We start from the raw sequence: 26,188 nt of genomic DNA, 5'->3' as shown, positions 1-26,188 counted from the left end.
CGCGGCTACCGGGACGGCCGCGTTGCGCTCCCGCGTCAGCCGCGTGACAAGGCTCCCGGCGCGTGAAGAAAGGGCAACCGGCGCATGCTTATTCCGGCGCGCGAGCCGCGGGCGCGGCGACGTGGAAACCGTAATCCGCCAACACCGTCGTAAGCGCCGCGATCCAGATCGCATAGCCCGCCGGGCTCATATGCAAGCCGTCCGCACGGAACAGCTGCGGTTGCGGTTTGCCCTGCGCATCCAGCATCCGCGAGGCGACATCCACGAAGCGCACGTCGCGCTGCGTCACTGCCCATTGCCTGATGAGCTGGTTCGCCTCGCGCATCCGCGGCCACAGCGACCAGCGCGCCAGGCTGGGCTTGATCGAGATATAGGCCACCGGCGCACCCGGCAGATCGCGCCGCACGCGCGCCACGAAGGCACGGAAATCGCCGGCCACCTGCTGCGGCGACAAGCCCTCTTCGATGTCGTTGTCTCCTGCGTACATCACGATCAGCGCGGGGTGGTACGGCACCGCGATGCGGTCGGCGTAGTAGGTCGAGTCGGCGATGGCCGAGCCGCCGAAGCCGCGGTCGATCACCGGCACGCCGGGAAAGTCACCGGCCAGCGTGGGCGTCCAGAAGCGGATGGACGAGCTGCCGATGAACAGCACCCCGTGCGGCGGCGGCGGGTCGATGCGGTCGTGCGCCACGAAGGCGTCAATGTCGGCGCGCCACTGCGAGGGCGCGGGCGGATGCCCGTCGGCCGCCACCGCTACCGACACGACGAGCAACCAGGCCATACCCAACAGCCAGCGGACGCCTGTGCGCAGGGAATGCTTCATAGCAAAGCTCCACGGATGCGAACCGGCATTATGCAAATCCGTTCGTTGACGGATGCCCGGCGACAGGCGTAATTTGCGCGTCGCCGAGGTTTCCATCCTTTCATCCGAATGAAAGGATGGAATGAAGAGGGAAGCCGGTGCGAATCCGGCGCTGCCCCGCAGCGGTATGTGGAAACGACCTCCGTCACCAGCACTGGGTGCGACGCATCTGGGAAGCGACGGACAGTAGGCACTCTGTCCACGAGCCCGAATACCTGCCTCGGCCGGAAGCGGCATCGCCGCATCCGTCCGACCTGGCGTCTCCGCGGGGAGACACCGGAGCCGTGCGCAGCCGCCCAGGCTGTGCCGGCTCTGCCTGCCCGCGGCCGCGCCGGTTCGCCCGCGGGGGCGAAGGTCACCGGCCGGCCGCCACGCCGACCACCCTTCGTTCCTCTTTGCCCATTCATGCAAGAGGAATCATCCATGTCACTCGTTACCCACCTCGGTTTTCCGCGCATCGGCCTGAAGCGTGAGCTGAAGCGTGCACTGGAAACCCACTGGCAAGGCGATACGCCAGCCGGGGCCCTGCTCGATACCGCCCGCACGCTGCGCGCGCGGCATTGGCAGCTCGCCCACGACGCCGGCGCCGATGTCGTGCCCTGCAACGACTTCAGCCTGTACGACCACGTGCTCGACACCGCCGTGCTGTTCGATGCGATTCCCGAGCGCTATCGCCCGGTGTTCGCCGAAAGCCATCTGGACGGCTATTTTGCAATGGCCCGCGGCCACAAGCGCGGCGGCCACGACCTGCACGCGCTGGAAATGACCAAGTGGTTCGATACCAACTACCACTACCTGGTGCCCGAGTTGCATGCCGGCCAACGCTTCGCCCTGGTCGGCGACAAGCCGCTGGCGGAATTCCGCGAGGCCCGGGCGCTGGGCCACCACGCACGGCCGGTACTGCTGGGTCCGGTTTCGTTCCTGCTGCTGTCCAAGACCGTGGACGGCAGCGACCGGCTGGCCTTGCTCGACGCCCTGCTGCCTGCCTACGTCGAACTGCTGCGCCAGCTGGCCGCGGCCGGCGCCGACTGGGTGCAATTGGACGAGCCCTGCCTGGTGCTCGATCAGGACGCCGACGATCACGCCGCCTATCGCCGCGCCTATGCGGCGCTGGCGGAGGCCGGCGGCCCGAAGATCATGCTGGCCAGCTACTTCGGCGCGCTGGGCGACAATCTCGCGCTCGCCGCCGGTTTGCCGGTGGCCGGCCTGCACGTCGACCTGGTGCGCGCGCCACAGCAGCTCGATGCCGTGCTCGGCGCGCTGCCTACCGATCGCGTGCTGAGTGCCGGCATCGTCGACGGCCGTAACGTGTGGCGCAGCCGCCCCGAGCGCGTGCTGCCTTTGTTGCGCAAGGCACGCGCACACCTGGGCGCCTCGCGGCTGTGGCTGGCATCGTCCTGCTCGCTGCTGCACGTGCCGATCGATCTCGATGCCGAAACCGCACTCGCTCCGGCGCGCGGCGCCACGATGGCGTTCGCACGGCAGAAGATAGAGGAATTGCGTGTTTACGCTGACGCGCTGGCCGGCCACACGGAAGCCGAAGCTGCGCTGCAGGCGCAACAAGCCCTGCTCGATCGCCAAGCCCAGCAGCCAGGTGTGCGCAATCCCGCAGTGCGTGGCCGTCTGCGCGAACTGAGCCCACAGATGGCGTTGCGCCGATCACCCTATGCTTCGCGGCGTACAGCACAGACCGAGTCGCTGCCCCTGCCGCCGCTGCCCACCACCACGATCGGCTCGTTCCCGCAGACCGATGAACTGCGCAAGGCACGCGCGGCACACCGTGGCGGCAAACTGGACGATGCCGCCTACGAGGCGCGGCTCCAGGCCGAGGTGGAGCGCGTGGTGCGCTTCCAGGAGGAAATCGGCCTGGACGTGCTGGTGCATGGCGAGCCCGAGCGCAACGACATGGTGGAGTACTTCGGCGAGCAGTTGGACGGCTACCTGTTCACCAAGCTCGGCTGGGTGCAGAGCTACGGCTCGCGCTGCGTGAAGCCGCCGGTGATCTGGGGCGATGTGGCGCGACCCGCACCGATGACGGTGCGCTGGTCGACCTACGCGCAATCGCTCACCGGGCGGCCGATGAAGGGCATGCTCACCGGCCCGGTCACCATGCTGCAGTGGTCGTTCGTGCGCGATGACCTGCCGCGCGAAACCGTGTGCCGACAGATCGCTCTGGCGCTGCGCGACGAGGTGCACGACCTCGAGGCGGCCGGCATCCGGGTGATCCAGATCGACGAGCCCGCGCTGCGCGAAGGCCTGCCGCTGCGCCACGCCGACTGGCCGAACTATCTGGCCTGGGCGGTGGAATGCTTCCGCATCACCGCCGGCGGCGTGCGCGACGCCACCCAGATCCACACCCACATGTGCTACTCCGAGTTCAACGACATCATCGAGGCGGTAGCCGCGATGGATGCCGACGTGATCTCGATCGAGACCAGCCGCTCACGGATGGAACTGCTGGATGCCTTCGTGCGCTTTCGTTACCCCAACGGCATCGGCCCCGGCGTGTACGACATCCATTCGCCGCGCGTGCCCACGCAAGAGGAGATGCTTGAGCTGCTGCGCAAAGCACTGCAGGTGCTGCAGCCCAGCCAGCTCTGGGTCAACCCCGATTGCGGCCTGAAGACCCGCGGCTGGCCGGAGGTGGAAGCGGCGCTGCACGGCATGCTGGCCTGCGCCCGCCAGCTCCGCGCGGAACTGGCGCCTACCATGGCCTGAGTCCGCCGGCCGGCGGCTCCGCGGCGGGGCCGCCGGCCATTCGGACGTCTGAACGCGCAGCTAACCGGCAGGCCGCCAGAATCTCGGCCGGCTGCAAAAGCCGGGACGGCGTTGTATGATGCCGCTTCTTTTATCTCTTTATCCGTACACGAGGATATAATCGCGATGTCCAGCCACCTGTTCACCTCCGAGTCCGTCTCCGAAGGCCATCCGGACAAGGTCGCCGACCAGATCTCCGACGCCGTGCTCGACGCGATCCTCGCGCAGGATCCGCGCGCCCGCGTGGCCTGCGAAACCATGGTCAAGACCGGCGTGGCGATCGTCGCCGGCGAAATCACCACCAGCGCCTGGATCGACCTCGAGGCGATCACCCGCAAGGTGATCCTCGACATCGGCTACAACTCCAGCGACGTCGGTTTCGACGGCGCCACCTGCGGCGTGCTGAACCTGATCGGCAAGCAGTCGCCCGACATCAACCAGGGCGTGGACCGCAAGAAGCCCGAGGAACAGGGCGCCGGCGACCAGGGCCTGATGTTCGGCTACGCCACCAACGAAACCAAGGACTACATGCCGGCGGCGATCCACTATTCGCATCGCCTGGTCGAGCAGCAGGCCAAGGTCCGCAAGAAGAAGAACTCGCCGCTGCCGTGGCTGCGCCCGGACGCGAAGAGCCAGGTCACCCTGCGCTACGACAACGGCGTAGCCACCGCGATCGACGCCGTGGTGCTCAGCACCCAGCACGATCCGGGCGTGAAGCAGAAGGATCTGATCGAGGCCGTGCGCGAGCACATCATCAAGCCGGTGCTGCCGGCCAAGCTACTGCACAAGGGCACCAAGTTCCACATCAATCCGACCGGCAAGTTCGAGATCGGCGGCCCGGTGGGCGACTGCGGCCTGACCGGCCGCAAGATCATCGTCGACACCTACGGCGGCTGGGCCCGCCACGGCGGCGGCGCGTTCTCGGGCAAGGATCCGTCCAAGGTGGACCGCTCGGCCGCCTACGCTGCGCGCTACGTGGCCAAGAATATCGTGGCTGCCGGCATCGCCGACCGCTGCGAAGTGCAGGTGAGCTACGCGATCGGCGTGGCGCACCCGACCTCGATCTCGGTCACGACCTTCGGTACCGGCAAGATCAGCGACGACAAGATCGAGAAGCTGATCCGCGCGCACTTCGACCTGCGCCCGTACGGCATCCTGCAGATGCTCGACCTGATCCATCCGATGTACCAGCAGACCGCCAGCTACGGCCACTTCGGCCGCAGCCCGGTCGAGGTCAAGGGCAAGGACGGCAAGGGCTACACCGCGTTCTCGTGGGAAAAGACCGACAAGGCCGAGGCACTGCGCAAGGCTGCCAAGCTGAAGTAAGCCGCCGCCACACGCCCTGGCGTAGCGCCGCAGGCGCGACGTCAAAGGACGAAATCGAAACGGGCCGCATGATGCGGCCCGTTTTCGTTTGGCGCTGGCGCAGGGAAACCGGCTTACGGGTTGAGCATGCGGATCGCCTCGTCGCGCACGCTGCGCATGGCAGCGTTGAGCGTCTTAGGGTCCATCGCGATCACTGGATCCATGTAGCGCTGGCGCACTTCGGTCGCCGCGCCGGTATCGCGCAGCTTCGCCAGCACCGAGTACAACCGCGAGGCGCTTTCGATGGTGTGCGCATCGCGCAGGCCCAGCAGTTGCTCGCGCTGTTCCAGCGCCTGCCGGTAGGCGTCGCGCGAGGCGTCCCAGTGATGGGCGTCGTCCTCGATGTCGCCGATCAGGGTGCGCGTGGCGGAAATCAGCGGGTGCTGCGGTCCCAGCACGCGCAACTGGCCGGCGAGGCACAGCTTGGCCTCGGTCAGCGCCGGCTCGTATTGGCCGGCCTCGTCCAGCAGGCTGGCGAGGCTGCCAAGCGCCATCAAGGTACTGGGATGGTCGGGCCCGAGTTGGTGTTCGTGGGCGGCGAGGATCTGCCGCTCCAGCGCGATCGCCTGCGCGTAATAGGCGCGCTGTTCGGCCGGCGCCTTGGCATAACTGCCCTGCTTGGACAGCAGCCGCACCATCACCGTCTCGGCAGCGATGGTGTCGGGGTGGTCGCCGCCCAGTTCGCGGTGACGCACGTCGATCACCCGCTGCAAATCCTCGCCAGCCGCTGCAAAAGCCTTCGGCTCCTGCGCCAGATACACCTCGTCGGTGGCGGCCATGAATGCGGCGGCCAGCGTGTCGGGGTGATCCGCGCCCAGGCGTCGTGCGCGGACGGCGGCCACCTGGCGCGCGAGCGCGAGCGAGCGCTCGTACTCGTAGCGGTAGTGCAACAGCCGGGCCTGGACCAGCATGGCGTCGAGGGTTTGCGGGTTTTCCGCGCCCAGCGCGCGGCGCTCCAGCGCCACCAGCGGCTCGGTCAGCTGCAACGCGCGTTCGCGCTGGCCTAGCCCGATCAGGGTCATCACCAGGTCGCGCTGCAACTGCATCAGGCCGGGATCGGTGGCCGGCAGGCGCGGTTTCAGCGCGGCATAGAGCGCGTCCTGCTGCTGCAGCGCCTGTTGCAGATGACCTTGTTCACCCAGCATCCGCGCCGCGCCGGATGCGGCCGCGACCCGCAGCGCGTCAGTGGGCGACTCGGCCTGCGCCAGCTTTTCGGCCTGGGCGTACATGTCCGCCGCCGCGGCAGTCTGCCCCTGCTTCTCCAGCGCCTGCGCCAGGTCGACGCGCACGGAAAGCTGGCTGCGATCGCCTGCCGGCAGCAGCTTCGTACGGACCGCCAGCACCTTGCGCAGTTCGTCGGCGGCATGCGCGTAGCTGCCGATGCCCAGCAGCGCCCGCGCCAGCGACTGGCGCAGGTCGGCATCCAGCAGCGGCGCGTCGGGGAAGGCGCCGTCGAGGCCACTCAAGGTGTGGCCAATCACGTAGTCGTCCATTGCTTCGCGCGCGATGTCGGTGGCCTGCACGCCGGCGAAAGCCTTGACCAGCACGCCGTCCGCCGCCGGCGCGGCTGACGCCGATGCCAGTGCCGCGCCGACCTGCTGCTGCGCCGCGGCGACGACGGCGTGCCCCATCGCGCCGATGTCCACGCTGTCGTACATCGATTGCTGGAACTGCACCATGCGCTCCAGCTGCTGCCGGCGCTGCTCTGCCAGGCGCTGCTGGACGCGCGCCTGGTGCAGCGAGTACAGCGACGTGGCCAGGCCGGCCAGCACGCTGAGCACCAGCGCAGCGGCGGCGGTCAGTGGCCAGCGGTTGCGTTGCAGGAAACGGCGCAGGCGATACAGACGGCGCCCCCGCCGCGCCAGCACCGGCCGCCGCTCCAGCCAGTTGCGCAAGTCGTCGGCGAGCGCGCCGACGGTGGCATAACGCTCGCCGGCCTGGCGCCGCAACGCCTTCAGCGCGATCGCGTCGATATCCGCGGGCACCGTCCGGCGCGGCGATCCGGCATGGCCGCTGGAGTCGTGATTCCCGCTGCTGCGGCTGGGCGGCACGATCTCGCCAGTGACGATCGCCTGGCTCAACTGGTGTGGCGTGGTGATGTGCTGCCAGGGACGCCGCCCTGCCACCAGTTGGTACAGCACCATGCCCAGCCCGTAGACGTCCACCGCGGTGGTCAGCGGCTGTTGCTCGATCTGCTCGGGGCTGGCGTAGGCAAGGGTCAGCGCGTGCTGGCCGGTCATGGTGAGCGTGGTCTCGACGGCCTCGGCGTCGATCAGGCGGGCGATGCCGAAGTCCAGCAACTTGGGCTGGCCTTGCGCGTCGACCAGGATGTTGGCGGGCTTGAGGTCGCGATGGATCACCAGGCTGCGATGCGCGTACTCCACCGCGGCACAGACTTTGAGGAATAGCGCGATGCGCTCGCGCAGGTCGAGCCCGTGGCGCTCGCACCATGCATCGATGCGCTCGCCCTCGATGTATTCCATGGCCAGAAAGGGCTGGCCATCGGAGAGCACCCCGCCGTCGAGCAAGCGGGCGATGCCGGGATGTTCCAGCCGCGCCAGCAGTTGCCGCTCGCGGGCGAAGCGCTCCAGCAGCGTGGGCGAACCCACCGCGCCGGCACCCAGCACCTTCAGCGCCACCTGCTGCACGAAGCCGGCGTCCGCGCGCTCGGCCAGATAGACCACGCCCATCCCGCCCTCGCCCACGCGGCGTACCAGGCGGTAGCGGCGTGGCGTATCGGCCCGCGCATCGAGACCACTCAGGTCGACCGTGTCGCCCGGCAACAGCGGCAGCGTGGCGGTGTGGCTGCGTTCGATCGCGGCGATCATCCAGCGCACTTCGCGCGCCAGCGCATCATCGTCGCCGCATTCGCGCGCGATGGCCTCATCGCGCCCTGACGCGCCGGTTTCCAGCACGCCCATGGCGATGTGTTTTGCCCGCAGATAGCGGTCGGTCAGCTGACCGGTCATGGATCCCCCTGTAGATGCGCCGCGCGCTCCCTGCACGCGTGCGCAGCAGCCGTACTGCACGTCTCAGCAGCGCAGGATAAGCCATCAGCCCGGTCGATGCCGGACCGGCCGGCACGGCTCATGCCGTGCGGCGCTGGGAAAGGGGATGGGGCGGAGCGGCTGCCTAGCCGTCCGTGTCGCTGCGCGACGCGACCACAACCGTCTTCTTGGTCCGCGGATGATGGGCAGCCAGCCGTGGGGCGGCATGCCGCGTGCGGTGCGAGCGGTGGCTGCGGCTGGCCACGACCGCGCGCTTGCCATGGCGCGGCTGGCTGGCCCCGGGACGACGCTGCGAGGCCGGCACGGTATCCGCATCGGCGGTCTGGATCGGCGAAATCGCCTCCAGGATGCGGGCAGCCCTGCTGCCAGGACGCACACCAGCGGCCTCGGCGATCAGGATCGGCGGGGTCTGGCGCCCCTCGAAGCCATCGTCCAGCAGGTGCGCCATCAGGTTGTCGCGCACTGCCGCAGTGCGGCTGCCCAGCACCACGGCGAACAGGCGGTGGCCGTCGCGCACCGCGGTAGAGGCGAGGTTGAAGCCCGAGGCGTCGGTGAAGCCGGTCTTCAGCCCATCCATGCCCGGGTAGCGGTACATCAGGTGGTTGTGGCCGCGCACGATGTGGCCGCGGAACACGAACTCCTGGGTAGCGAAGAAATGCGCGTACTGCGGGAAGTCGCGGTACAGCGCCATCGACAGCTTCACCAGATCGTGCGCGGTCGACGTGTTGTTCGGATCGGGCAAGCCGGAGGCATTGGCGAAGTGCGTATCGCTCATGCCAAGCAGCGCGGCCTGCGCGTTCATCATCTCGGCGAAGTGGCCTTCGTTACCGCCGAGGCCCTCGGCCATCGCGGTGGCGGCATCGTTGGCCGACTTGGTGATCATGCCGAGGATGCAGTCCTGCACCGAAACGGTCTCGCCAGCGCGCAAGCCCAGCTTGGTGGGCGACTTGCCCGCCGCCCAGGCGGATACCGGCATCGCCTGGTCGAGACGCAGCTTGCCGCTCTTCAAGCCCTCGAAGGTGAGGTAGAGCGTCATCATCTTGGTGAGCGAGGCGGGATAGTCGCGCTGGTCGGCATTGACCTGCTGCAACACCTGGCCGCTGGTGCCGTCGACGACGATGGCCGCATAACCGGCGCGCGCCGCACTGGCGAAACCGCCGAGGCCGCATAGCAGCACCAGCAGCAGAATCGCGCGCAGACGACCCAGTACCTGCCCCAGCCCCGTCGATTCGATGGCCACCCGACTATTCCTCGCAAACAAACTGCAACATTACCCCGCGTGGTCGCGACCTTAACGCAAGGTCGCGGTGAAATCCAGAGGCAAGACTTGAAATAAATTCGTTAAATCCATGTTCTGCAACGGATTGTCTGACACCATCCGCCAGGGTGTGGAGCGCGCCTGCACGCCATGGCCGGCTAGAATGGGCGCATGTCCCTGATCCAACTCCATCACGTCGATTTCAGTATCGGCGGCCCCCTCCTGCTCGAACACGTCGATCTGTCCATCGATCGCAACGAGCGCGTGTGCATCGTCGGTCGCAACGGCGAAGGCAAATCCACCCTGATGAAGCTGATCGCCGGCGAGCTCAAGCCGGACGACGGCGAGGTGCGCGTGCAGAACGGCATCGTGATCGCGCGCATGGCGCAGGAAGTGCCCCACGGCACCGCCGGCACCGTGTTCGACGTGGTAGCGCAGGGCCTGGGCGACCTCGGCCAATTGCTGGCGCGCTATCACCACGTGCTGCACGAGGGCGATCTCGACGCGCTGGGCGAAGTGCAGGCGCAGATCGAGGCACGCCACGGCTGGGATCTCGACCGCCGCGTCACCGAAGTGCTGACCCGGCTGGAGCTGCCTGCCGACACCGATTTCGCCGCGCTCTCCGGCGGCATGAAGCGCCGCGTGCTGCTGGCGCAGGCGCTGGTGCGCAAACCCGACGTGTTGCTGCTGGACGAGCCCACCAACCATCTCGACATCGAAGCAATCGATTGGCTGGAAGGTTTCCTGAAATCCTTCGACGGCAGCCTGATCTTCGTCACCCACGACCGCAGCTTTCTGCAGGCGCTGGCCACGCGCATCGTGGAGATCGACCGTGGCCAGCTCACCGACTGGCCCGGCGACTACGACAACTACCTGCGCCGCCGCGAGGAGCGCCTGCACGCCGAAGCGCAGGCGAACGCGCTGTTCGACAAGAAGCTGGCGCAGGAAGAAGTGTGGATCCGCCAGGGCATCAAGGCGCGGCGCACCCGCAACGAGGGCCGCGTGCGCGCGCTGAAGGCGCTGCGCGTGGAGCGTGCGCGACGGCGCGAGCTGGGCGGCAACGTAAAGATGACCGCCGCCAATGCACAGGCCTCGGGCAAGAAGGTGGTCGATCTCGAACACGTGCGCCAGGCCTACGGCGGCCGCGTACTGATCGACGACCTCACCACCACGGTGATGCGCGGCGACCGCATCGGCATCATCGGCCCCAACGGCGCCGGCAAGAGCACCCTGCTCAAGATCATGCTGGGCGAACTCAAACCCGGGCACGGCAGCGCCACGCTGGGCACCGGCATCCAGATCGCCTATTTCGACCAGCACCGGCTGCAGCTCGACGACACCCAGAACGCGCTGGACAACGTCGCCGAAGGGCGCGAGTACATCGAGCTCAACGGCCAGCGCAAGCACATCATCGGCTACCTGCAGGATTTCCTGTTCTCGCCCGAACGCGCGCGCGCGCCGATCACCCGGCTCTCCGGCGGCGAGCGCAACCGTCTGCTGCTGGCCAAGCTGTTCGCGCAGCCGTCGAACCTGCTGGTGATGGACGAACCCACCAACGATCTCGACGTGGAGACGCTGGAGCTGCTGGAAGAACTGCTCACCGACTACCAGGGCACCTTGCTGCTGGTCTCGCACGACCGCGCCTTCCTCGACAACGTGGTCTCCAGCACCCTGGTGCTGGAAGGCGATGGCAAGGTGGGCGAATACGTCGGCGGCTACACCGACTGGCTGCGCCAGAAACCGGCCTCGACTGTCGCGGTCGCCGCCCCTGCTGCAAAGAGCGCGGCGCCCGCACCGGCGCCTGTGTCGGAGGCGAAACGCAAACTGAGCTACAAGGACCAGCGCGAACTCGAACAACTGCCTGCGCGCATCGAGCAGCTCGAAGCCGACATCGCGGCGCGCGGCGATGCGATGAACGATCCCACCTTCTTCCAGCAGGACAGCACGGCCATCGTCAAAGCCAACGAGGCGCTGGCGAAGCTGCAGCTGGAGCTGGAAAACGCTTACGCGCGCTGGGCGGAACTGGACGGCTGATCGACTGCACAGGCGCCGATGCGGCATCGGTGCCTGTGCCCTGGTCATGCCGCCCGACGCGCGGCACGGCCATCATGGAAGCCAAGAGTCCGGGACAGGATTGGGAACGCTCGAGAGCGCGCGGCGATCCGCCGTTGCGCTTACTCGATGACGAAGCGCGCCGCCTCGCCGCCACGCACCGCGCTGGTCACCAGACGCTTGTCGAACGTCGCCAGCCGGCCCCCGTGCTTCACGGCGAGAGCCAGCAGATAGGTGTCGGTGACCTGGCTGGACGACAGCAGGCGGGTGCGATCGACGAGCGGCGAATCCAGCAGGCTGAGGTCGGCCGACCAGCGGACGTGTCCCGGCTGGCTGCAGAGTTCCGCCAGCAGTTCTGCGGCGAGCGCGACGGAGGCGACCGCGTTGCCATAACGCGGGTGCGACATGATGCGCAGTGCGCCGTTCTGGGTGAGGTTGCAGCTGGCCCAGGACTCGCGTGCCGTAGCGAACCACCCATGCGCCGCCGCGTGATGCGCATGCGTCGGGTCGAGCAAGGCGAGCAGGACGTTGACGTCCAGCAACCAGGTCGTTTTCCCTTCGGGCCAGGGTGCGCGAGGCTCGCGCACCTCCGACCGGGCCTTGCGGCTCACGCTGACCATGGCGCCTCGTCGCGCAGTTCGTTGATCTGATCCTGCGTCATCGGCTTCGCATCCGGGCGCACTGGCATCAGGCGGATCCCGTTGCGGAATTGCGGTGCGGCGACGGCCGGTGCCAGCCCTTTGCGGGCCAGCTCTGACACCATCTCGCCCAAGGTGCGGCCCTGCTGCTCCGCCAACGCACGCGCGGCAGCCAGCACGTCTTCATCCAGTTGCAGGGTGGTACGCATGATCGACGCTCCTGACGACCGTATCTCACGGCGGTCGACATCAAGCATCACGCATCACGCATCACGCGTCAAGCTGCCCCGCCTCCTGGGGCATCGGCAACCACAGCCGCGCCACCGCGCCGCGCGCATCCGCGCGCGCGGCCAGCGTCACCCCGCCCTCGTGCGCCTCGGCGATCTGCCGTGTCAGCGCGAGGCCGATGCCGGAGCCGCCGGGCTTGGTGGTGAAGAACGGCACGAACAAGTTGTCGCTGGGTGGCGGACCGGGGCCGTCGTCTTCCACCTCGATGCAGGCGTTCTCGCCATCGCGCCGCCAACGCAGCCGCACGCCACCGTCGGGCAGCGACGCTTCGACCGCGTTGCGCAGCAAATTGATCAAGGCTTGTTCGAGCTGATCGGGATCGGCCTGCAGTGTCAGCGATTCGCCGGCTTCGACCACGATCGCCAGCCGTTGCTCCAGCTTCGCCACCTTGGCCACCAGCGCGGGCAGTTCTACCGCGCGCGGCTGCGGCGGCGGCAGGCGCGCCAGTCGGCTGTAGCTGGAGAGGAAGCGCCCCAGCGCCTCGGCACGGTGGCCAATCAGCTCCAGACCACCGCGGAAATCCTCGCGCCAGTCCTCCGGCAATGGATCGCGCGCGGCCAGTGTCGCCAACGTGCCGGCCATCGATTGGATCGGCGCCAGCGAATTGTTGACCTCGTGACCGAGCACGCGCAGCAGGCGCTGCCATGCCGCGCGCTCCTCCTCGCGCAACACGCGGCCCACGTCGTTGACCACCAGCAGCTGGCCGCCCCGTCCACCGCTGCGCAGTGCGGCATGACGGATCTCGAAACGTCCGCTGCGCCCCGGAAACACATGCGTGAGCAGACGTGCGGCCGGCCCTTCCAGCAACGCGGCAAGACCGAGTTCCGCAGCGCTCAGGCCGAACAGGCGATGGCGCTCGGCATCCAGCAGGCGCTGCGCCGCCGGGTTGAGCAGGCGCAACCGCTGCCCCTCGTCGAACACGAACACCGCGCTGTCCAGCGCCGCCAGCGTCTTGCCGAGCAGGTACGAAGACTCCTCGAACTCCAGCCGCTCCTTCTGCAGCCGCTCGGCCAGCGCGTTGATGTCGTAGATCGCATCGCCCAGCACCCCGCCTTGCACGCCGCGCAGGCTGTAGTCGCCCTGGCGCAGGGCTTCCAGCAAGCCAGACAATGTGTACAGCGGGAACACCACGCGCCGGTATTGCCCGCGCGCCAGCAGCAGCGTGGCCACCGCGGCGACGGCGACGCAGGTCCAGCGCAACGACGCATCCCACGACGCCACGGCAAGCGCCAGCGCCGCAAGCAAAGCCGGCGTCGCCACCAGCAGACTGCCGAGCAGCACGCGCCGCTCGAAGCGCGGCATGCGTCCGGCGCGCCATGCTGAGGGTTCAGTCGGCATCGCCGCCCGCGTCGCGCAGGTCGTGCTTCTCCAGCCGCCGGTATAGCGACTGGCGGGTGATCCCCAGCGCGTCGGCGGCGCGCTGCAGGTTGCCGTCGAAACGCTCCAGCGCGCGCTGCACCAGATGCGCCTCAGCCTGTTCCAGCGTCATGCCGTCGAGGTCCGCCGCCGGCTGGGCGGTGGACTCGCCGAAAGCCAGCGCGGCCGCGCCGACTTCGTCGTGCTCGGCGAGCAACGCGGCGCGTTCCATCAGGTGCTGCAGCTCGCGCACGTTGCCGGGCCAACGCCAGCCGGCGAGCGCGCGCTCTGCCGAAGGCGCCAGCCGCAGCCCGTCGCGGCCATAGCGGTGCGCGTTGCGGGCAAGAAAAGCGCGCGCCAGCGGCAAGATGTCTTCCGCGCGTTCGCGCAGCGGCGGCAGGCGCACTTCCAGCGTGTTGAGGCGATAAAGCAGGTCCTTGCGGAAGCGGCCCGCGGCAACCTCCGCCTGCAGGTCGGCGTTGGTGGCCGAAACCAGCCGCACGTCGATCTTCTGCGTACGCGAGGAACCCAGCCGCTCGAACTCGCCATCCTCCAGCACGCGCAGCAGCTTCGGCTGCTGCGAGGCCGGCACGTTGCCTACCTCGTCGAGGAACAGCGTGCCGCCGTCGGCCAGTTCGAAGCGGCCGATGCGCTCGCTCTTGGCGTCGGTGTAGGCGCCGCGCACGTGGCCGAACATTTCCGACTCGAACACGCTCTCGGCGATGCCGCCCATGTTCACCTTGACCAGCGAGTGCGCCGCGCGCGTCGAGCGCCGGTGCAGCAGCTGCGCGACCACGCCCTTGCCAGTGCCGTTCTCGCCCAGCACCAGCACGTTGGCGTCGCTGGGGGCGATGCGCTCGACCAGCGCTAGCACGCGGCGCATCGCCGGCGATTCGGCGATGAAATCCTCGCCCGCCTCGCCGCGCAAGAGTGCGTTCTCCGCCTCCAGCCGGCGCTGTTTGCGCGCGCCATCCGCCAAGGCCACCTGCGCGCGTAGCACGCTGAGCAGGCGTGCGTTGTCCCACGGCTTCTCGACGAAATCCGCCGCTCCGCGACGCATCGCCTCCACCGTGAGCGGCACGTTGCCCCACGCCGTCATCGCCACCACCGGCAAATCGGGGGCCGCCTGGCGAAGTTGTTCGAGCAAGGCCAGCCCCTCCTCGCCCGAGGTTGTGTCGCGCGAATAGTTGCAGTCGATCAGCGCGCAGGCGAACTCGCGCCGGCGCACGGCCTCCAGCGCCGCCGCCGGATCGGCCACGCCCATGCTCGCGATGCCCTCGGCCTTCAGCAACAGGCGCAGCGCCTCGCGCACGTCGGCCTGGTCGTCGGCCAACAGAATGGTAGGGGTCGGTTCGCGCGCCATGCCTTCGCTCATTCCCTCAGTGTAGCGATCACTCGTAGCGCAAGGCGACGGCAGGATCGACACGCAACGCGCGCAGTAACGGCACCAGCGCAGCAAGTGCGGATACGCCGATCACCAACAGCAATACCGGGGCGAACACCGCCAGATCGTGCGCGCGCGTGTGCAAACCCGGATCGGCCAGCACACCCGACCCCGGCACGGCAAGCAGCAGGCCGATACCCAGCCCGAGGCCAAGCTGCCACGCCAGCTGGCGCGCCACCGTGCGCACGATGGCGCCATGCCCGGCGCCGATCGCGCGGCAGATGCCGATCTCGCGCGTGCGTTGCGCCACCGAGAACGCCAGCACGCCGTACAGGCCTGCGCCGGCGAGCAGCAGCGCCACCAGGCCCAGCACCGCGAACACCTCGGTCAGCACCAGCAGTTTGACCCGCGATATCGCCATCGCCCTGGCCTGGCTGTACATCGCGTGGACAGCCACTTGCGGATCCACCTCGCGCACCACGGCAGCCAATTGCCGCGCATAGGTTTCCGCGTCGGCATGCGTGCGCACCGCCAGCCCCATGCCGCGGCGCAGCGGCCCCTGGTCCGCCGACTGCTGCAGCGGCAGCAGCAGGCCAGGCAGCGGCCTTTCCAGCGCGCTGTCCAGTTGCAGCGGCTCGATCACGCCGACGACGGTCAGCGCGCGAGCGTGCACGCGGCCAGGCCACAGCACCAGCTTGCGGCCCAGTGCTTCGCCGTGCGGCCACATCGCTTCGGCCAGCTTGGCGTCGACCACGGCTACCGGCGCACCGTCCGCGCGGTCGCGCGCATCGAAGAAGCGCCCCGCGCGCAGGCGCACACCGTAGGTGGCGAGGAAATGCGGATCGACGATGCCCATCTGCACCCGCGGCCAACCCTCGGATGGCTGCGGCTGGCCCGGCAGGGACACGTCCTCGTGGCTGCCCAACGCGGCGCTTGGAATGGTATCCGAGGCGGAGGCATCGATCACCGCTGGATCGCTGCGCAGGCGCTCGACCACGGTATCCAGCAAACGGATGCGCTGCGCATCGTCCACATAGCGCGCCGACGGCAACTCCACGTCCGCGGTGAGCACCTGCGCCGCATGTGTGGCGCCCACCGAGCGCTCCACCAGCAGCGCGCCCAGCGCCCGCACGAACGTACCCGCGCCCACCAGCAGCACCACGGTCAGCACCACCTCGGCCACCACCAGGACCTTCGCCACCTGGGCGAAGCCGCTGCCGGAGCCTTTGCTACCGTCGCGCAGCGCCTCCTGCAAGTCGTCGGCGCGCGCAGCACGCCAGGCGGGGATCAGTCCAGCCACCGCCGTGCACAGCATCGCCGCGCCGAAGCCGAACAGCAGCACCCGGCCGTCGACGCCGAAGCGGAGGAACATGTTCGGCGGATCGTCGCTGGCGATGAACACGCCGACCAGCCAACGATTGCCCAACTGCACGATCGGCACGGCCACCGCCAACGCCGCCACGCTGAGCAGCAGGCTTTCCACCAGCACACCGATCATCAGGCGCCCGTGGCTGCCTCCCAAAGCACTGCGCAGGGCCAGCTCGCGGCGCCGGTTCAAGGTCTGCACCAGTTGCAGGTTCGCCACATTGACGCAGGCCAGCAGCAGCACCAGCCCAGTGGCGCCGAACATCATCCACACCCAGCCACGGGTGTTCTCGGGAATGAAGCTCAGGGTCAGCGGCTTGATCGTCAACGACGACCCGCGCTGCTCCGCCGGCAGGGCGAGCTGCATGGCATCCGCCCGTGCGGCAAGCTCCGCGCGCGCCTGCGGCAGGTCGACGGACGGCAGCAATCGGGCCACGCCGTGGATGTCGAGATACTGCTGCTGTTTCAACCGCAGTGGCATCCACAACCGGCTGGCCTGCGGAAAACCGAAATCCGCGGGCAGCACGCCGACCACCGTGGCCGGCTCGCCGTTCACCTGCACCGCCCGCCCCACGATATGCGGATCGGCATGGAAATCGTGCCGCCACAGTGTCTCGCCCAGGAGCACCACGGGTGCCGCGCCAGGCACCTCGTCGGAAGTAATGAAGCCGCGACCGAGGATGGGCTTCACTCCCAGAAGTTCCATCATCGATGCGGTGAGCAAGGTGCCGCGCGAAAAGTCCGCGCCAGCGCCGCTGTCCAGGTTGACGCCGGTGACGGCATAGGCACCGAACATGTCCACGCTGCGCAGATGCCCCTGCAACTGCAGGTACTGGTCGCTGTCGATGTAGCCGATGCCGTAGCCGTTGGATGACTGTTCGCCGATCGCCACCAGGCGATCCGCCTGCGGAAACGGCAGCGGCCGCAGGATCATCGTGTTGACCAGGCCAAACAGGAACAGCACCACGCCCAATCCCACGCCCAGCATTCCCACCGATAGCAAGGCATAGCCCGGGCGCCGCATCAGCCGCCGCCATGCCTCGCGCAACTCGCGCACGACCACCATCGTCATTCCCCCCTCAGGGCGCGCATCGGTGGCACATGCGCCGCCCGCAAGGCTGGCAGCAGACAGGCCAGCAGACCGGCAGCAGCGAGCACCATGCACACTGCCAGCAACACCGGTACATCGAACACATTGCGCTGTATCTGCATCAGCACGGCACCCAGCATCCCCGACAGCAGCAGCGCGAGGGCGAACCCGGCAGCGAGGCCCACGGCGATCTGCAGCAGACCGCCGCGCAGCACGATGTATGCAAGCCGCGACGGCGACGCCCCCAGCGCCAGGCGCACACCGAATTCACGCTCGCGATTGGCCACCGACACGGCCACCACCGCATACATGCCCACGGCGGCCAACACCAGGGCCAGCGCCGCGAAGATGCCGACCAGTAACAGATTCATCCGCGTATCGCCGGTGGTATCGCGGACGATGCGCTGCATGGTCAGTACATGGGCAATGGGCTGGTTGGGCGCCACCTGTGCGACTGCGGCGACCAGCGTCTTGCGGTAATCCTCCGGGTTGCCTTCGACGCGCAGGGCGAAACGCAAGGGATTTCCGCTGCGGTAGACGTCGAGCAGGCCATCCGGCACCTGGGAGAACGGCACATACAAGATGCCGTCCTTGCCGCCCAGGGGGCCGAACGGACTGATCGTGCCGATCACTCCCACGATGCGGGCGACGAACGGATGGCCGCCGTCGCCGGGTGCGGGCGAGCTGAATTCGATGCTCTTGCCCAGGGCGTGGCCGCCGTACATGCGCTCGGCCAGCACCTGGTTGATCACCGCCACACGCTCCGATCCCTTGTCGTCCGTGGCGAGAAAACCGCGCCCTTCGCGCACGGCGATGCCGAACGTCGCGAAATACTCCGGCCCCACGCCGCGAAATTGCGGCGAGTCTGCCAAAGGCTCGCCGCCGGGCGCGCGGATGTTGCCCAGATAGAAATTCTGCGCGTAGTCGCCCACCGGCAGGCCGGTGCCCACCGCGGCCTGCTCCACCCCGGGCTGCGCCCGGAATCGTTCCAGCAGCCTCCGATCCAGATCGCGCACCGATGCCGCATCCGGATAATTCGCCTGTACCGGCGCAAGGTCGAAGGTCAGCACACCTTGGCTGCGGAACCCCAGCGGCGCATGCGCCGCATCGTAGAGCGCATGCAGGAACAATCCTGCCGCGCACAGCAGGCATGCCGCGATGGCGACCTGCGCCGTCACCAGCACGCGTCCCAGCAGGCCTCCACGCTGCGCCATGCCGCTGCGCCCGCCCTCGCGCAGCTCTTCCATGGAAACCGTCCGGGCCAGGCCCCGCCACAAACCCAGCGCCACCGCCAGCACGGTACCGGCCAGGCCCAGGCCCAACGCCGTCAGCACGATCGAAGCATCGATCGGCAGCGGCCTGCCATCCAGCCAGTCCGGCGGAATCAGGCCACGCCACGCGATCAGGGCGGCCATGGCTAGCAACGCCCCCAGCAGCGAACCGCAGACACCGACCAGCAGCCCCTCGGCGGCGATCGGCATGGCGCGGCGCTGCCACGAGGCGCCCAGCGCATCGCGCACCGCGGCGTCGTGGCTGCGCGCCAGCATGCGCAACAGCATCAGATTGGCGAGATTGACCATGGCCAGCAGCAGCACCAGCAGCGCGCTGGCCAGGAACATGGTCAGCACCGGCCGCATCCGGACCTGCAGTGCCGTGTCGAGTGCGTCGGCCCGGAATTGCTGGCGCGACCAGTAGGCGCCATCGGGGCCGCTCAACGCACCGCTATCCGCAAGCATTGCATGCATCCGCACCTGCAATTCGGCGCCAACCGCGGCGGCAGGCACCCCCGGGGCGAGGCGGCCGATGGCACGGTAGTTGGAACCATCGTCGGTACTGCCGGCCGGCAGCGCGACAGGCAGCAGCAAGTCGCCCTGACTCAGTCCGGCATGTTGGGGCAACACGCCGACGATGGCGTAAGGCACGCCCTCGATCGACATCGTGCGCCCCACCGCGCCCGGATCGCCGCCATAGCGGCGCATCCAGAATCCATGACCCAGGATCACCGCCTTCGGCCCGTGTGGCTGGTCCTCCTGGGCCGTGAAGTTGCGCCCAAGCGACAGCGGGATGCCGAGTGTCGGCAGCAAGCCGCGGTCCGCATACAAGGCCGGGACCAGCTCGGGTTCACCGTCGCCGGCGATATTCAGGGACGCCGGGAACCGCGCGACCATGCCCATGGACTGCACGCCTTGCAGGTGCTGCGCATGCTGGTACTCCTGCGGAGAGACCCAGTAAGCCACGCCAAACTTTTCCATGCCCAGTTGCACGAGCCGCGACGCCTGCGGATAGGGCAGCGGTTCGAGCAGCACCCGGTCGATCAGGGTCAACACTGTCGTGCTGGCGCCCACGCCCAGCGCCAGTACGGCGGTCGCCAGCAGCAGAAAGCCCGGTTTGCGCAGGCTCGCCCGCCATGCACGCCATACTTCAGCAAACCAGATCGTCATGCGTGCACCCTCTTGTTGTATGCGCTTCGTATCGCGACCACCCGATGGCGCGCCCGTCCTTCTGGCTCTGCATGCATGGCCCTATTCCCCTCGCAACGCGCGCATCGGAGCGGTACGCCCCGCACGGATGGCCGGCGCCATGCAGGCAAGCAGACCGGCAACGGCAAGCGCCACGGCCACCAGCAGCATCGCCACCGGATCGATCGCATTGTTCCGACCCAGCGCGTAGAGCAGCCCGCGCAAGTTTCCGGACAACAGCACGGCCAACCCGAGGCCACACGCCAGACCCATGCCGATCTGCACCAGTCCGCCGCCCAACACCAGGCGCAGCAAGCGCGCGGGCGGCGCCCCCAAGGCCATGCGCACGCCGAACTCGTGCTCGCGCGTGGCCACTGCCATCGCCATCACCGCGTACATGCCGGCCGCGGCCAGCGACAGCGCCAACAGCGCGAAGACGCCGATCAACAGCAGGTTGAGCCGCACGTCTGCCGTGCTGGCACGCACGTCCTGCTGCAACGGGTGCAGGTTGGCGATGGGTTGCGCGGGCGCCGCCTCGACCATCGCCGCATGCACGGCGGCACCGTAATCATCGGTATTGCCGCGCACCTGCAGCGCGAAGCGCAGCGGGAACCAGCTGCGGAACATGCTCATGGCCCAATCCGGCATCTGCGCCAACGGCATGTAGAGGATCGGCGGCGCCGGTTGCAATGCGCTGTACTGGTGCGTGTCGGCCACCACGCCGATCACCCGTGCCGGGACGGCTTGATCGTGGTCGCCAGGGACGTCGATCACCTGCCCCAGCGCGCGGCCACCGAAGTATTTCTTCGCGAAGGATTCGCTCACCATCACCACCGCCTCGCCGCCGCGGACGTCCGTGCGGGCGAACGCGCGCCCCTCGCGCACCGCGATGCCGAAGGTGGCGAGGAAGCCGGGCTCGACGCCGCGCACCTCGGTATTGAATTTCTCGCCGCCGGGCAGGTGAAAGCCGCCGAAGTTGAACCAGCGACCAATCGGCAAGTTGGTCGCCGCACTGGCGTTCTCCACGCCTGGCACCGCGCGCAGTCGATCCAGCACGCGCGAACTCAGGGCATGCACCGATGCGACATCGGGATAATCGGCTTTGACCGGCGCCAGTTCGAACGCCAGCACATGGTCCGCGGAGAAACCGAGCGGTGCCCGCGCGGCATCGTACAAGCCATGCAGGAACAGGCCCGCCGCACTGAGCAAGGTGGCGGCCAACGCCATCTGCGCCACCACCAGCACGCGCCCAAGACGGCCGCTGCGGCGATTCATGCCGCCACGCCCACCTTCGCGCAGCTCCTCCAACCCGTCGCCGGCACGGCTGCGCCACAAGCCCAGCGCCGCCGACAAGAGCGCGCCAAACACGCCCATGCCGAGCGCCAGCCACCATGCCGCGCTACCCGCATGCAACGGCGTGCCGGCCAACCATTCCGGCGGCACCGCCTTCGCAAGCAGCGTCAGCCCCAGCGTGGACAGCGCCATGCCGGCGCAGGCGCCGACCAGGCCTACCAGCAAGCCCTCGGCCAACGCCGGCAGGATCAGCCGCAGGCCCGAAGCACCCAGCGCGCCGCGCACGGCCGCATCGTGGCTGCGCGACAACGCGCGCAGCAGCATCAGGTTGGTCAGGTTGACCAAGGCGATCGACCACACGAACAAGGCGCAGGCGAGGAACAGCGGCAGCAATTGCGATTGATCCTGGCGCAGGCTGGCCGTCAGGCTGCCCGCGCCATGGGGCCGGTGCTGGCCGTCGGTATCGCCATCCGCCACGGCCAACGCATGCAGGCGCAGCTCGACCTGAGCAGCGACGCTGCCGACAGCTGCCCCAGCTGCCAGCCGCGCCACAGCCTCGTAGTTGGGACCGTCTTCACCGCTGTCGGCCGGCAGCGCCAGCGGCAACACCACGTCGGCACTGGCGAACACATCCGCATCCGGCGGCAGCACGCCGACGATGGTGTGCGGCACGCCTTCGACCACGAGATTCCGGCCCACAACCCGGGGGTCGCCGGCATAGCGCCGCTGCCAGAAGCCATAACCGAGCATCGCGGCCGATGGTCCGTGCGGGCGGTCCTCTTCCGCGCTGAAGTTGCGCCCGGCCGGCAGGTGCATGCCCAGCGTGGGCAGCACGCCGCGGTCGATGCGCATGCCGCTTACGCGTTCCGGCGTACCGTCGCCGGATACGTTCACCGGCGGCGAGATGCCTTCCACCAGGCCCATCGATACCACGCCATTCAATCCGGACAGATGCTGGTAGCCGCGCGGCGAAATGGAGAATCCGTCGTCCTGGATGCCCAGCGCCACCAGTCGATCCGGCTGCACATACGGCAGAGGCCGCAACAACGCCCCCTGGATCAGCGCGAACACCGCCACGGTGGCGCCGATGCCCAGCGCCAGCACGCCACCCGCCAACAGCAGAAAGCCGGGGCGGCGCAGGCTGGCGCGCCAGGCACGCCAGATCTCGGCAAGCCAGACGCTCACGCCCCCACCTCGATGCGCTGGCCGATCAATGCGTCGAGGCGCGACTCGTCCTCGCGACGCAGGCGGTCATAGGTTTCCTCGTCGACCACGCGGCCGTCGAACAGGCGCACCTTGCGCTGCGCAAGTTCGGCGTAACGCGCGTCATGGGTGACCATGCAGATGGTGGCGCCGCCCTTGTGCAGCTCATCGAGCAAGGCCATCACGGCCTCGCCGTTGCGCGAGTCGAGGTTGCCGGTGGGCTCGTCGGCAAGCAGGATCGCCGGCTTGCCGACCAGCGCGCGCGCCACCGCCACGCGCTGCTGCTGGCCGCCAGAGAGTTGCGCGGGATAGTGGCGCATGCGGTGCGCCATACCCACGCGCTCCAGCGCTTCCTGCACACGCGCACGTCGCTCGGCGGCGTCGATGCCGCCGCGGTAGGTGAGCGGCAGTTCCACGTTTTCTTCGACGGTGAGGTCGCCGATCAGGTTGAACGCCTGGAAGATGAAGCCGATCTCGGCGTTGCGGATGCGTGCGCGCTGCGCGGCGTTGAGCGCGGCGACGTCGTGGCCATTCAGCACGTAGCTGCCGGAGCTTGCTGTGTCGAGCAGGCCGAGGATCGACAGCAGCGTGGTCTTTCCGCAGCCGGACGGACCGGAAATCGAAACGTATTCGCCGCGCGCGATGTTGAGGTGCACGTCGCTGAGCGCGTGGGTCTCCACCTCGTCGGTCTGGAACACCTTGCGCAGGTCCTGAAGGGTGATAACGCTGGCGGCATGGGTCATGGCTTAGTCCACTTTGAGGCTTCGGTTTTTCTTCTCCCTCCGGGAGAAGGTGGCCCGGAGGGCCGAATGAAGGTCGAGTACCACGTCGCGTTTCGCTTCGCCCGTACCCTTGCCCGCTCCCAAGGGAAGCGGGGTTCAATCGCTGACGCTCACTTCAGCTTGATGCGATCGTATTTATCCCACTGGCTGGTGTCGGAGAGGATCACCTTATCGCCCGCCTTCAGCCCGCGCCGGACCTCGACACGGTCCACCGAGGCCGCGCCGATGCGCACCGGCACGCGGGTAGCGGTGTCGCCGGAGGGATCGAGGCGGAACAGGCTGAGGTCGCCATCGGCCCTGGCCAGCGCGGGGCGGCCCACCGACAGCACGTCGTGCAGCTGGGCGATCAGGATGCGGCCGTCGACGGAAAGGTCGGGGCGCGCACCCGCCGGCAGCTTGCCGGTCAGGTCGACATCCACTTGCACGCTGCCGTTGCGCACCGCCGGGTCGATGCGTTCGACCTTGCCGTCGACCAGGCCGTTGTGGGTGTCCACGCTCACCGGCATGCCTAGCGCCACATCCTTGGCCTGCACCTCGGGCACCTGCAGGCGCGCGATCAGCACGTCGGGCCTGGCGACCCGCGCGAGGTTGGCGCCGGCAGCGACCTGCGCGCCCTCCTGCGCCGCCACTTCCTGCAGCACACCGGCGATGCCGGCCTTCACCAGCAAGGCGTCGGCCTGGCGCTGGCGCAGTTCAAGGTTGCTGCGCTGCTGCTGCAACGCAGCCTGGGTCGCTTCGATCTGCGCCTTCATGCTGGCGGCGAACGCCGCCACGCGCTGCTGCTCGATGACGGTGCGGGCCTGCAACTGCTTCAGCGCGATCTGGCCTTGCTCGAATTGCACGCGCGGAATCAGATGCTCCTTCGCTGCGATGGTGTCGGCGTCGGCCTTGACCTTGGCCGAGGCGTAGTCCGACTGCGCCTGCGCCTGGGCGGAACGCTGGTCGAGCAATTGCGATTCGAGTTCTGCGCGCTTGGCGGCCACCTGGGCCTCGGCCGCAGCCACCTGGGCTTGCGCGTTGCGCAACGCGTCCTCGGTCTGCGGATCGGACAGGCGCATCAGCACGGTATCCGGCCGCACCGTGGTACCCGGCCACACCTCGATCTTCTCCACCTGGGCGGGCGTAGCCGCGGCCAGCCAGCGGATTTCGCGGGGTACCAGAGTACCGGTGGCGCGCACCTCGCGCAGCATCTCGCCCTGCTGCACGGCATCGATCCACAGGCTGCCGCGGTCCGCCGCCGGCAACGCCGGCCCCAGCCGCCACACCAGCACAGCCAGTGCGGCCACGGCCAGCGCCGCACCGCCCACCATCAGTCGCAAGCGGCGGCGCTTGCGGATGCCATACATCGGGTTCGCGATATCCATGCACCCTGCGTGGCAAGCCGCGTGCCAACCAGTGCTGGTGGAAAAACTCCTTGCAGATCAGTGCCCGTTGCCGCCGCACGCCGGAGCCGGACTCAGGTAGTGTCCGCATCCGGATCGCGGCGTCCGCCAACGGACGCCGCGATCCGGCTCAATGCGCTTCGCGCAACTTGTGCACGCCCGCCTGCATGATGCGGTCGGTCCAGGCGATGCCGATCGCCGAGAAGATGAACACCACGTGGATGATGGTCTGCCACATCACTCCCACCGCAGTGAGCGTGGAGCACTTCAGCCCGAAGCCGTTGGCACCGCTCTCGGCGATGCTCGCCAGCACGTCGGGCGAGCAGAACGGCAGCCCCTGCAGCGCGCCCGCGGCGATGAAGGTCTTGAGCAGGTGGATCGAGGAGATGCCGATGATCGCCATCGCCAGCTTCACCTTGAGCACCGAGGCGTTGACGTGGCTGAGCCATTCCGGCTGGTCGGGATGCTGCTCCAGCCGCAGGCGCGAAACGAAAGTTTCGTAGCCGCCCACGATCACCATGATCAGCAGATTGGAAATCATCACCACGTCGATCAGGCCGAGCACGATCAGCATGATTTCCTGCTCGCCAAGCTGCGGCGCCTCGTGGATCAGGTGCCACAGTTCCTTGCCGAACAGGAACACGTAGACGCATTGCGCCACGATCAGACCGAGGTAGAGCGGCAGCTGCAGCCAGCGCGCGCTGAAGATCAGCAGAGGCAGCGAGCCGAGTCGGGGGGCGGGATGGTCCTGCATCGGAAATATCCAGTCGGCGTGCCAGCGTAGCGGGCGCGCGGCAAGGCTGCCAGATCCCGCTCAACCGGTGTTCTGCAGCCCCTGCGCCACACCGTTGACGCAGGCTACCAGTGCCTGCAGCAAGGCGTCGTCCTGGCGATCGCCAGCGCGCCAGCGTGCCAGCAGGCTACCTGCAGCAAGCTCATCGGATCGATGTAAGGATTGCGCAGGCGGATCGAAGCGGCTAGCCGCTGGTCGCCCTGCAACAGCTCATCCGCGCCCTTGAGCCGCAGCACCCGGGCACGACCGGACAACGCCTAGGTGCACCGAGCCTGGCCAGGCGCTTGCCGATTGCCGTCAATTCGAAGTGCTGGCCGGCTGCGTGGCGTAGTGCACCAAAGCCAGGCCGAGTTGCTGCTGCCGTTCCGGAGTCTGCACGCAGGTACCGAACTGGCTCATCGCCGCCGCACCTCCCTGCGCGGCGAATGCCTGTGCAAGCTTGCGATCGATCGATGGTTTGGGAACAGCCTGCCCAGGTTGCTGCAGACCCTGGATCATCCAAGCAACCAGTGCACGTCCCGAATCCGTCTCCAGAAAGTCGGCCACGGTGCGGGCGTTGTCTTCCGAGATGCAATCACGTACCGACGGCGCCGCGAGCCGCGCGAACTGCGAATCCGTCATCCGATCGAGCTGCCGCAATACTTGCTGGAAGACTTGGTTTTGGGCGGTTGCACTGCTCATCTGGGCTTGGGCGCGCTCGAACGCTATCCGCATGATCTGCGCCAGGTGGTAGTCCACCAACATCCGCTGCAACTGGGCGCCGCCGGACGATGCATCTTGTTGCGCCAGCGCAGGCCAGCCACAGCCCCAGGCAAGCGCCCCCGTTGCGATGGCACACCACAGTCTCTTCATG

At 68.2% G+C, this 26,188-nt stretch carries 17 protein-coding genes, 1 pseudogene and 1 riboswitch; of the genes and pseudogenes, 3 read left to right on the top strand and 15 right to left on the bottom strand.

All coding sequences use genetic code 11. The features are described from left to right. Positions 1-88: 88 nt before the first annotated feature. Positions 89-823 carry an SGNH/GDSL hydrolase family protein gene (locus ISP14_RS03220; RefSeq protein ID WP_404536236.1) on the bottom strand — a complete coding sequence of 245 codons (735 nt, stop codon included), beginning with the start codon at positions 821-823 and terminating at the stop codon, positions 89-91. 69 nt (positions 824-892) lie between these two features. Next, a riboswitch (cobalamin riboswitch) is annotated at positions 893-1,099 on the top strand. 186 nt (positions 1,100-1,285) lie between these two features. On the opposite strand from ISP14_RS03220, the gene metE reads away from it, so the two are divergent. Both metE and metK read left to right on the top strand, forming a co-directional pair. Then, positions 1,286-3,580, top strand: coding sequence for a 5-methyltetrahydropteroyltriglutamate--homocysteine S-methyltransferase (metE, locus tag ISP14_RS03215; RefSeq protein WP_404536235.1), 2,295 nt, complete (start codon positions 1,286-1,288; stop codon positions 3,578-3,580). A 165-nt stretch (positions 3,581-3,745) separates the two neighbouring features. Continuing rightward, entirely contained in the window at positions 3,746-4,945 is a 1,200-nt protein-coding gene (metK, locus tag ISP14_RS03210) for a methionine adenosyltransferase (RefSeq protein WP_404536233.1), read from the top strand. Positions 4,946-5,058: 113 nt separating this feature from the next. On the opposite strand, the gene ISP14_RS03205 is transcribed toward metK, so the two are convergent. After that, positions 5,059-7,953 (bottom strand): serine/threonine-protein kinase, encoded by a 2,895-nt coding sequence (locus ISP14_RS03205; RefSeq protein WP_404536231.1) that lies wholly within the window; start codon positions 7,951-7,953, stop codon positions 5,059-5,061. Positions 7,954-8,116: 163 nt separating this feature from the next. Next, entirely contained in the window at positions 8,117-9,232 is a 1,116-nt protein-coding gene (locus ISP14_RS03200) for a D-alanyl-D-alanine carboxypeptidase family protein (protein WP_404536230.1), read from the bottom strand. Positions 9,233-9,421: 189 nt separating this feature from the next. Between ISP14_RS03200 and ISP14_RS03195 the strand changes: the two genes are divergently transcribed. Then, positions 9,422-11,284, top strand: a complete 1,863-nt coding sequence (locus ISP14_RS03195; protein ID WP_404536229.1) for an ATP-binding cassette domain-containing protein — start codon at positions 9,422-9,424, stop codon at positions 11,282-11,284. A 140-nt stretch (positions 11,285-11,424) separates the two neighbouring features. Here ISP14_RS03195 and ISP14_RS03190 read toward each other — a convergent pair whose 3' ends face one another. The 12 genes and pseudogenes from ISP14_RS03190 to ISP14_RS03135 form a co-directional block, all read right to left on the bottom strand. After that, a complete protein-coding gene (locus ISP14_RS03190; RefSeq protein ID WP_404536227.1) occupies positions 11,425-11,922 on the bottom strand; it encodes a TA system VapC family ribonuclease toxin in 498 nt (165 codons plus the stop codon). Beyond that, positions 11,910-12,149 carry a hypothetical protein gene (locus ISP14_RS03185; RefSeq protein WP_404536226.1) on the bottom strand — a complete coding sequence of 80 codons (240 nt, stop codon included), beginning with the start codon at positions 12,147-12,149 and terminating at the stop codon, positions 11,910-11,912. The genes ISP14_RS03190 and ISP14_RS03185 overlap by 13 nt, the downstream gene beginning before the upstream one ends. A gap of 61 nt (positions 12,150-12,210) precedes the next feature. Further along, positions 12,211-13,566: a sensor histidine kinase gene (locus tag ISP14_RS03180; protein ID WP_404536225.1), complete on the bottom strand. Its 1,356-nt coding sequence runs from the start codon at positions 13,564-13,566 to the stop codon at positions 12,211-12,213. Beyond that, positions 13,556-14,947, bottom strand: a complete 1,392-nt coding sequence (locus ISP14_RS03175; protein ID WP_404536224.1) for a sigma-54-dependent transcriptional regulator — start codon at positions 14,945-14,947, stop codon at positions 13,556-13,558. The genes ISP14_RS03180 and ISP14_RS03175 overlap by 11 nt, the downstream gene beginning before the upstream one ends. A gap of 28 nt (positions 14,948-14,975) precedes the next feature. Continuing rightward, positions 14,976-17,405 carry an ADOP family duplicated permease gene (locus tag ISP14_RS03170; protein ID WP_404536223.1) on the bottom strand — a complete coding sequence of 810 codons (2,430 nt, stop codon included), beginning with the start codon at positions 17,403-17,405 and terminating at the stop codon, positions 14,976-14,978. Next, positions 17,402-19,864, bottom strand: a complete 2,463-nt coding sequence (locus ISP14_RS03165) for an ABC transporter permease (RefSeq protein WP_404536222.1) — start codon at positions 19,862-19,864, stop codon at positions 17,402-17,404. Before ISP14_RS03165 ends, ISP14_RS03170 begins: the two co-directional genes overlap by 4 nt. An 81-nt stretch (positions 19,865-19,945) precedes the next feature. Beyond that, positions 19,946-22,360, bottom strand: a complete 2,415-nt coding sequence (locus ISP14_RS03160) for an ABC transporter permease (protein WP_404536220.1) — start codon at positions 22,358-22,360, stop codon at positions 19,946-19,948. Then, the gene (locus ISP14_RS03155; RefSeq protein WP_404536218.1) at positions 22,357-23,121 is read right to left on the bottom strand and encodes an ABC transporter ATP-binding protein; all 765 of its coding nucleotides are present in this window, start codon (positions 23,119-23,121) and stop codon (positions 22,357-22,359) included. The genes ISP14_RS03160 and ISP14_RS03155 overlap by 4 nt, the downstream gene beginning before the upstream one ends. A 149-nt stretch (positions 23,122-23,270) precedes the next feature. Next, the gene (locus ISP14_RS03150; protein WP_404536216.1) at positions 23,271-24,524 is read right to left on the bottom strand and encodes an efflux RND transporter periplasmic adaptor subunit; all 1,254 of its coding nucleotides are present in this window, start codon (positions 24,522-24,524) and stop codon (positions 23,271-23,273) included. Between the two features lie 148 nt (positions 24,525-24,672). Further along, positions 24,673-25,296, bottom strand: coding sequence for a TIGR00645 family protein (locus ISP14_RS03145; protein WP_404536215.1), 624 nt, complete (start codon positions 25,294-25,296; stop codon positions 24,673-24,675). Between the two features lie 60 nt (positions 25,297-25,356). Then, a pseudogene (locus ISP14_RS03140) lies at positions 25,357-25,544 on the bottom strand (phosphoenolpyruvate carboxylase); the annotation flags it as partial. Between the two features lie 88 nt (positions 25,545-25,632). Then, positions 25,633-26,187, bottom strand: coding sequence for a hypothetical protein (locus tag ISP14_RS03135; protein WP_404536214.1), 555 nt, complete (start codon positions 26,185-26,187; stop codon positions 25,633-25,635). Position 26,188 lies beyond the last annotated feature (1 nt).

The organism is Dyella agri (assembly GCF_044904705.1).
Taxonomy (GTDB): Bacteria; Pseudomonadota; Gammaproteobacteria; order Xanthomonadales; family Rhodanobacteraceae; genus Rhodanobacter_A; species Rhodanobacter_A agri.
The sequence above is the reverse complement of the archived record's forward strand: the minus strand, read 5'-3'. Positions and strand labels throughout refer to the sequence as shown.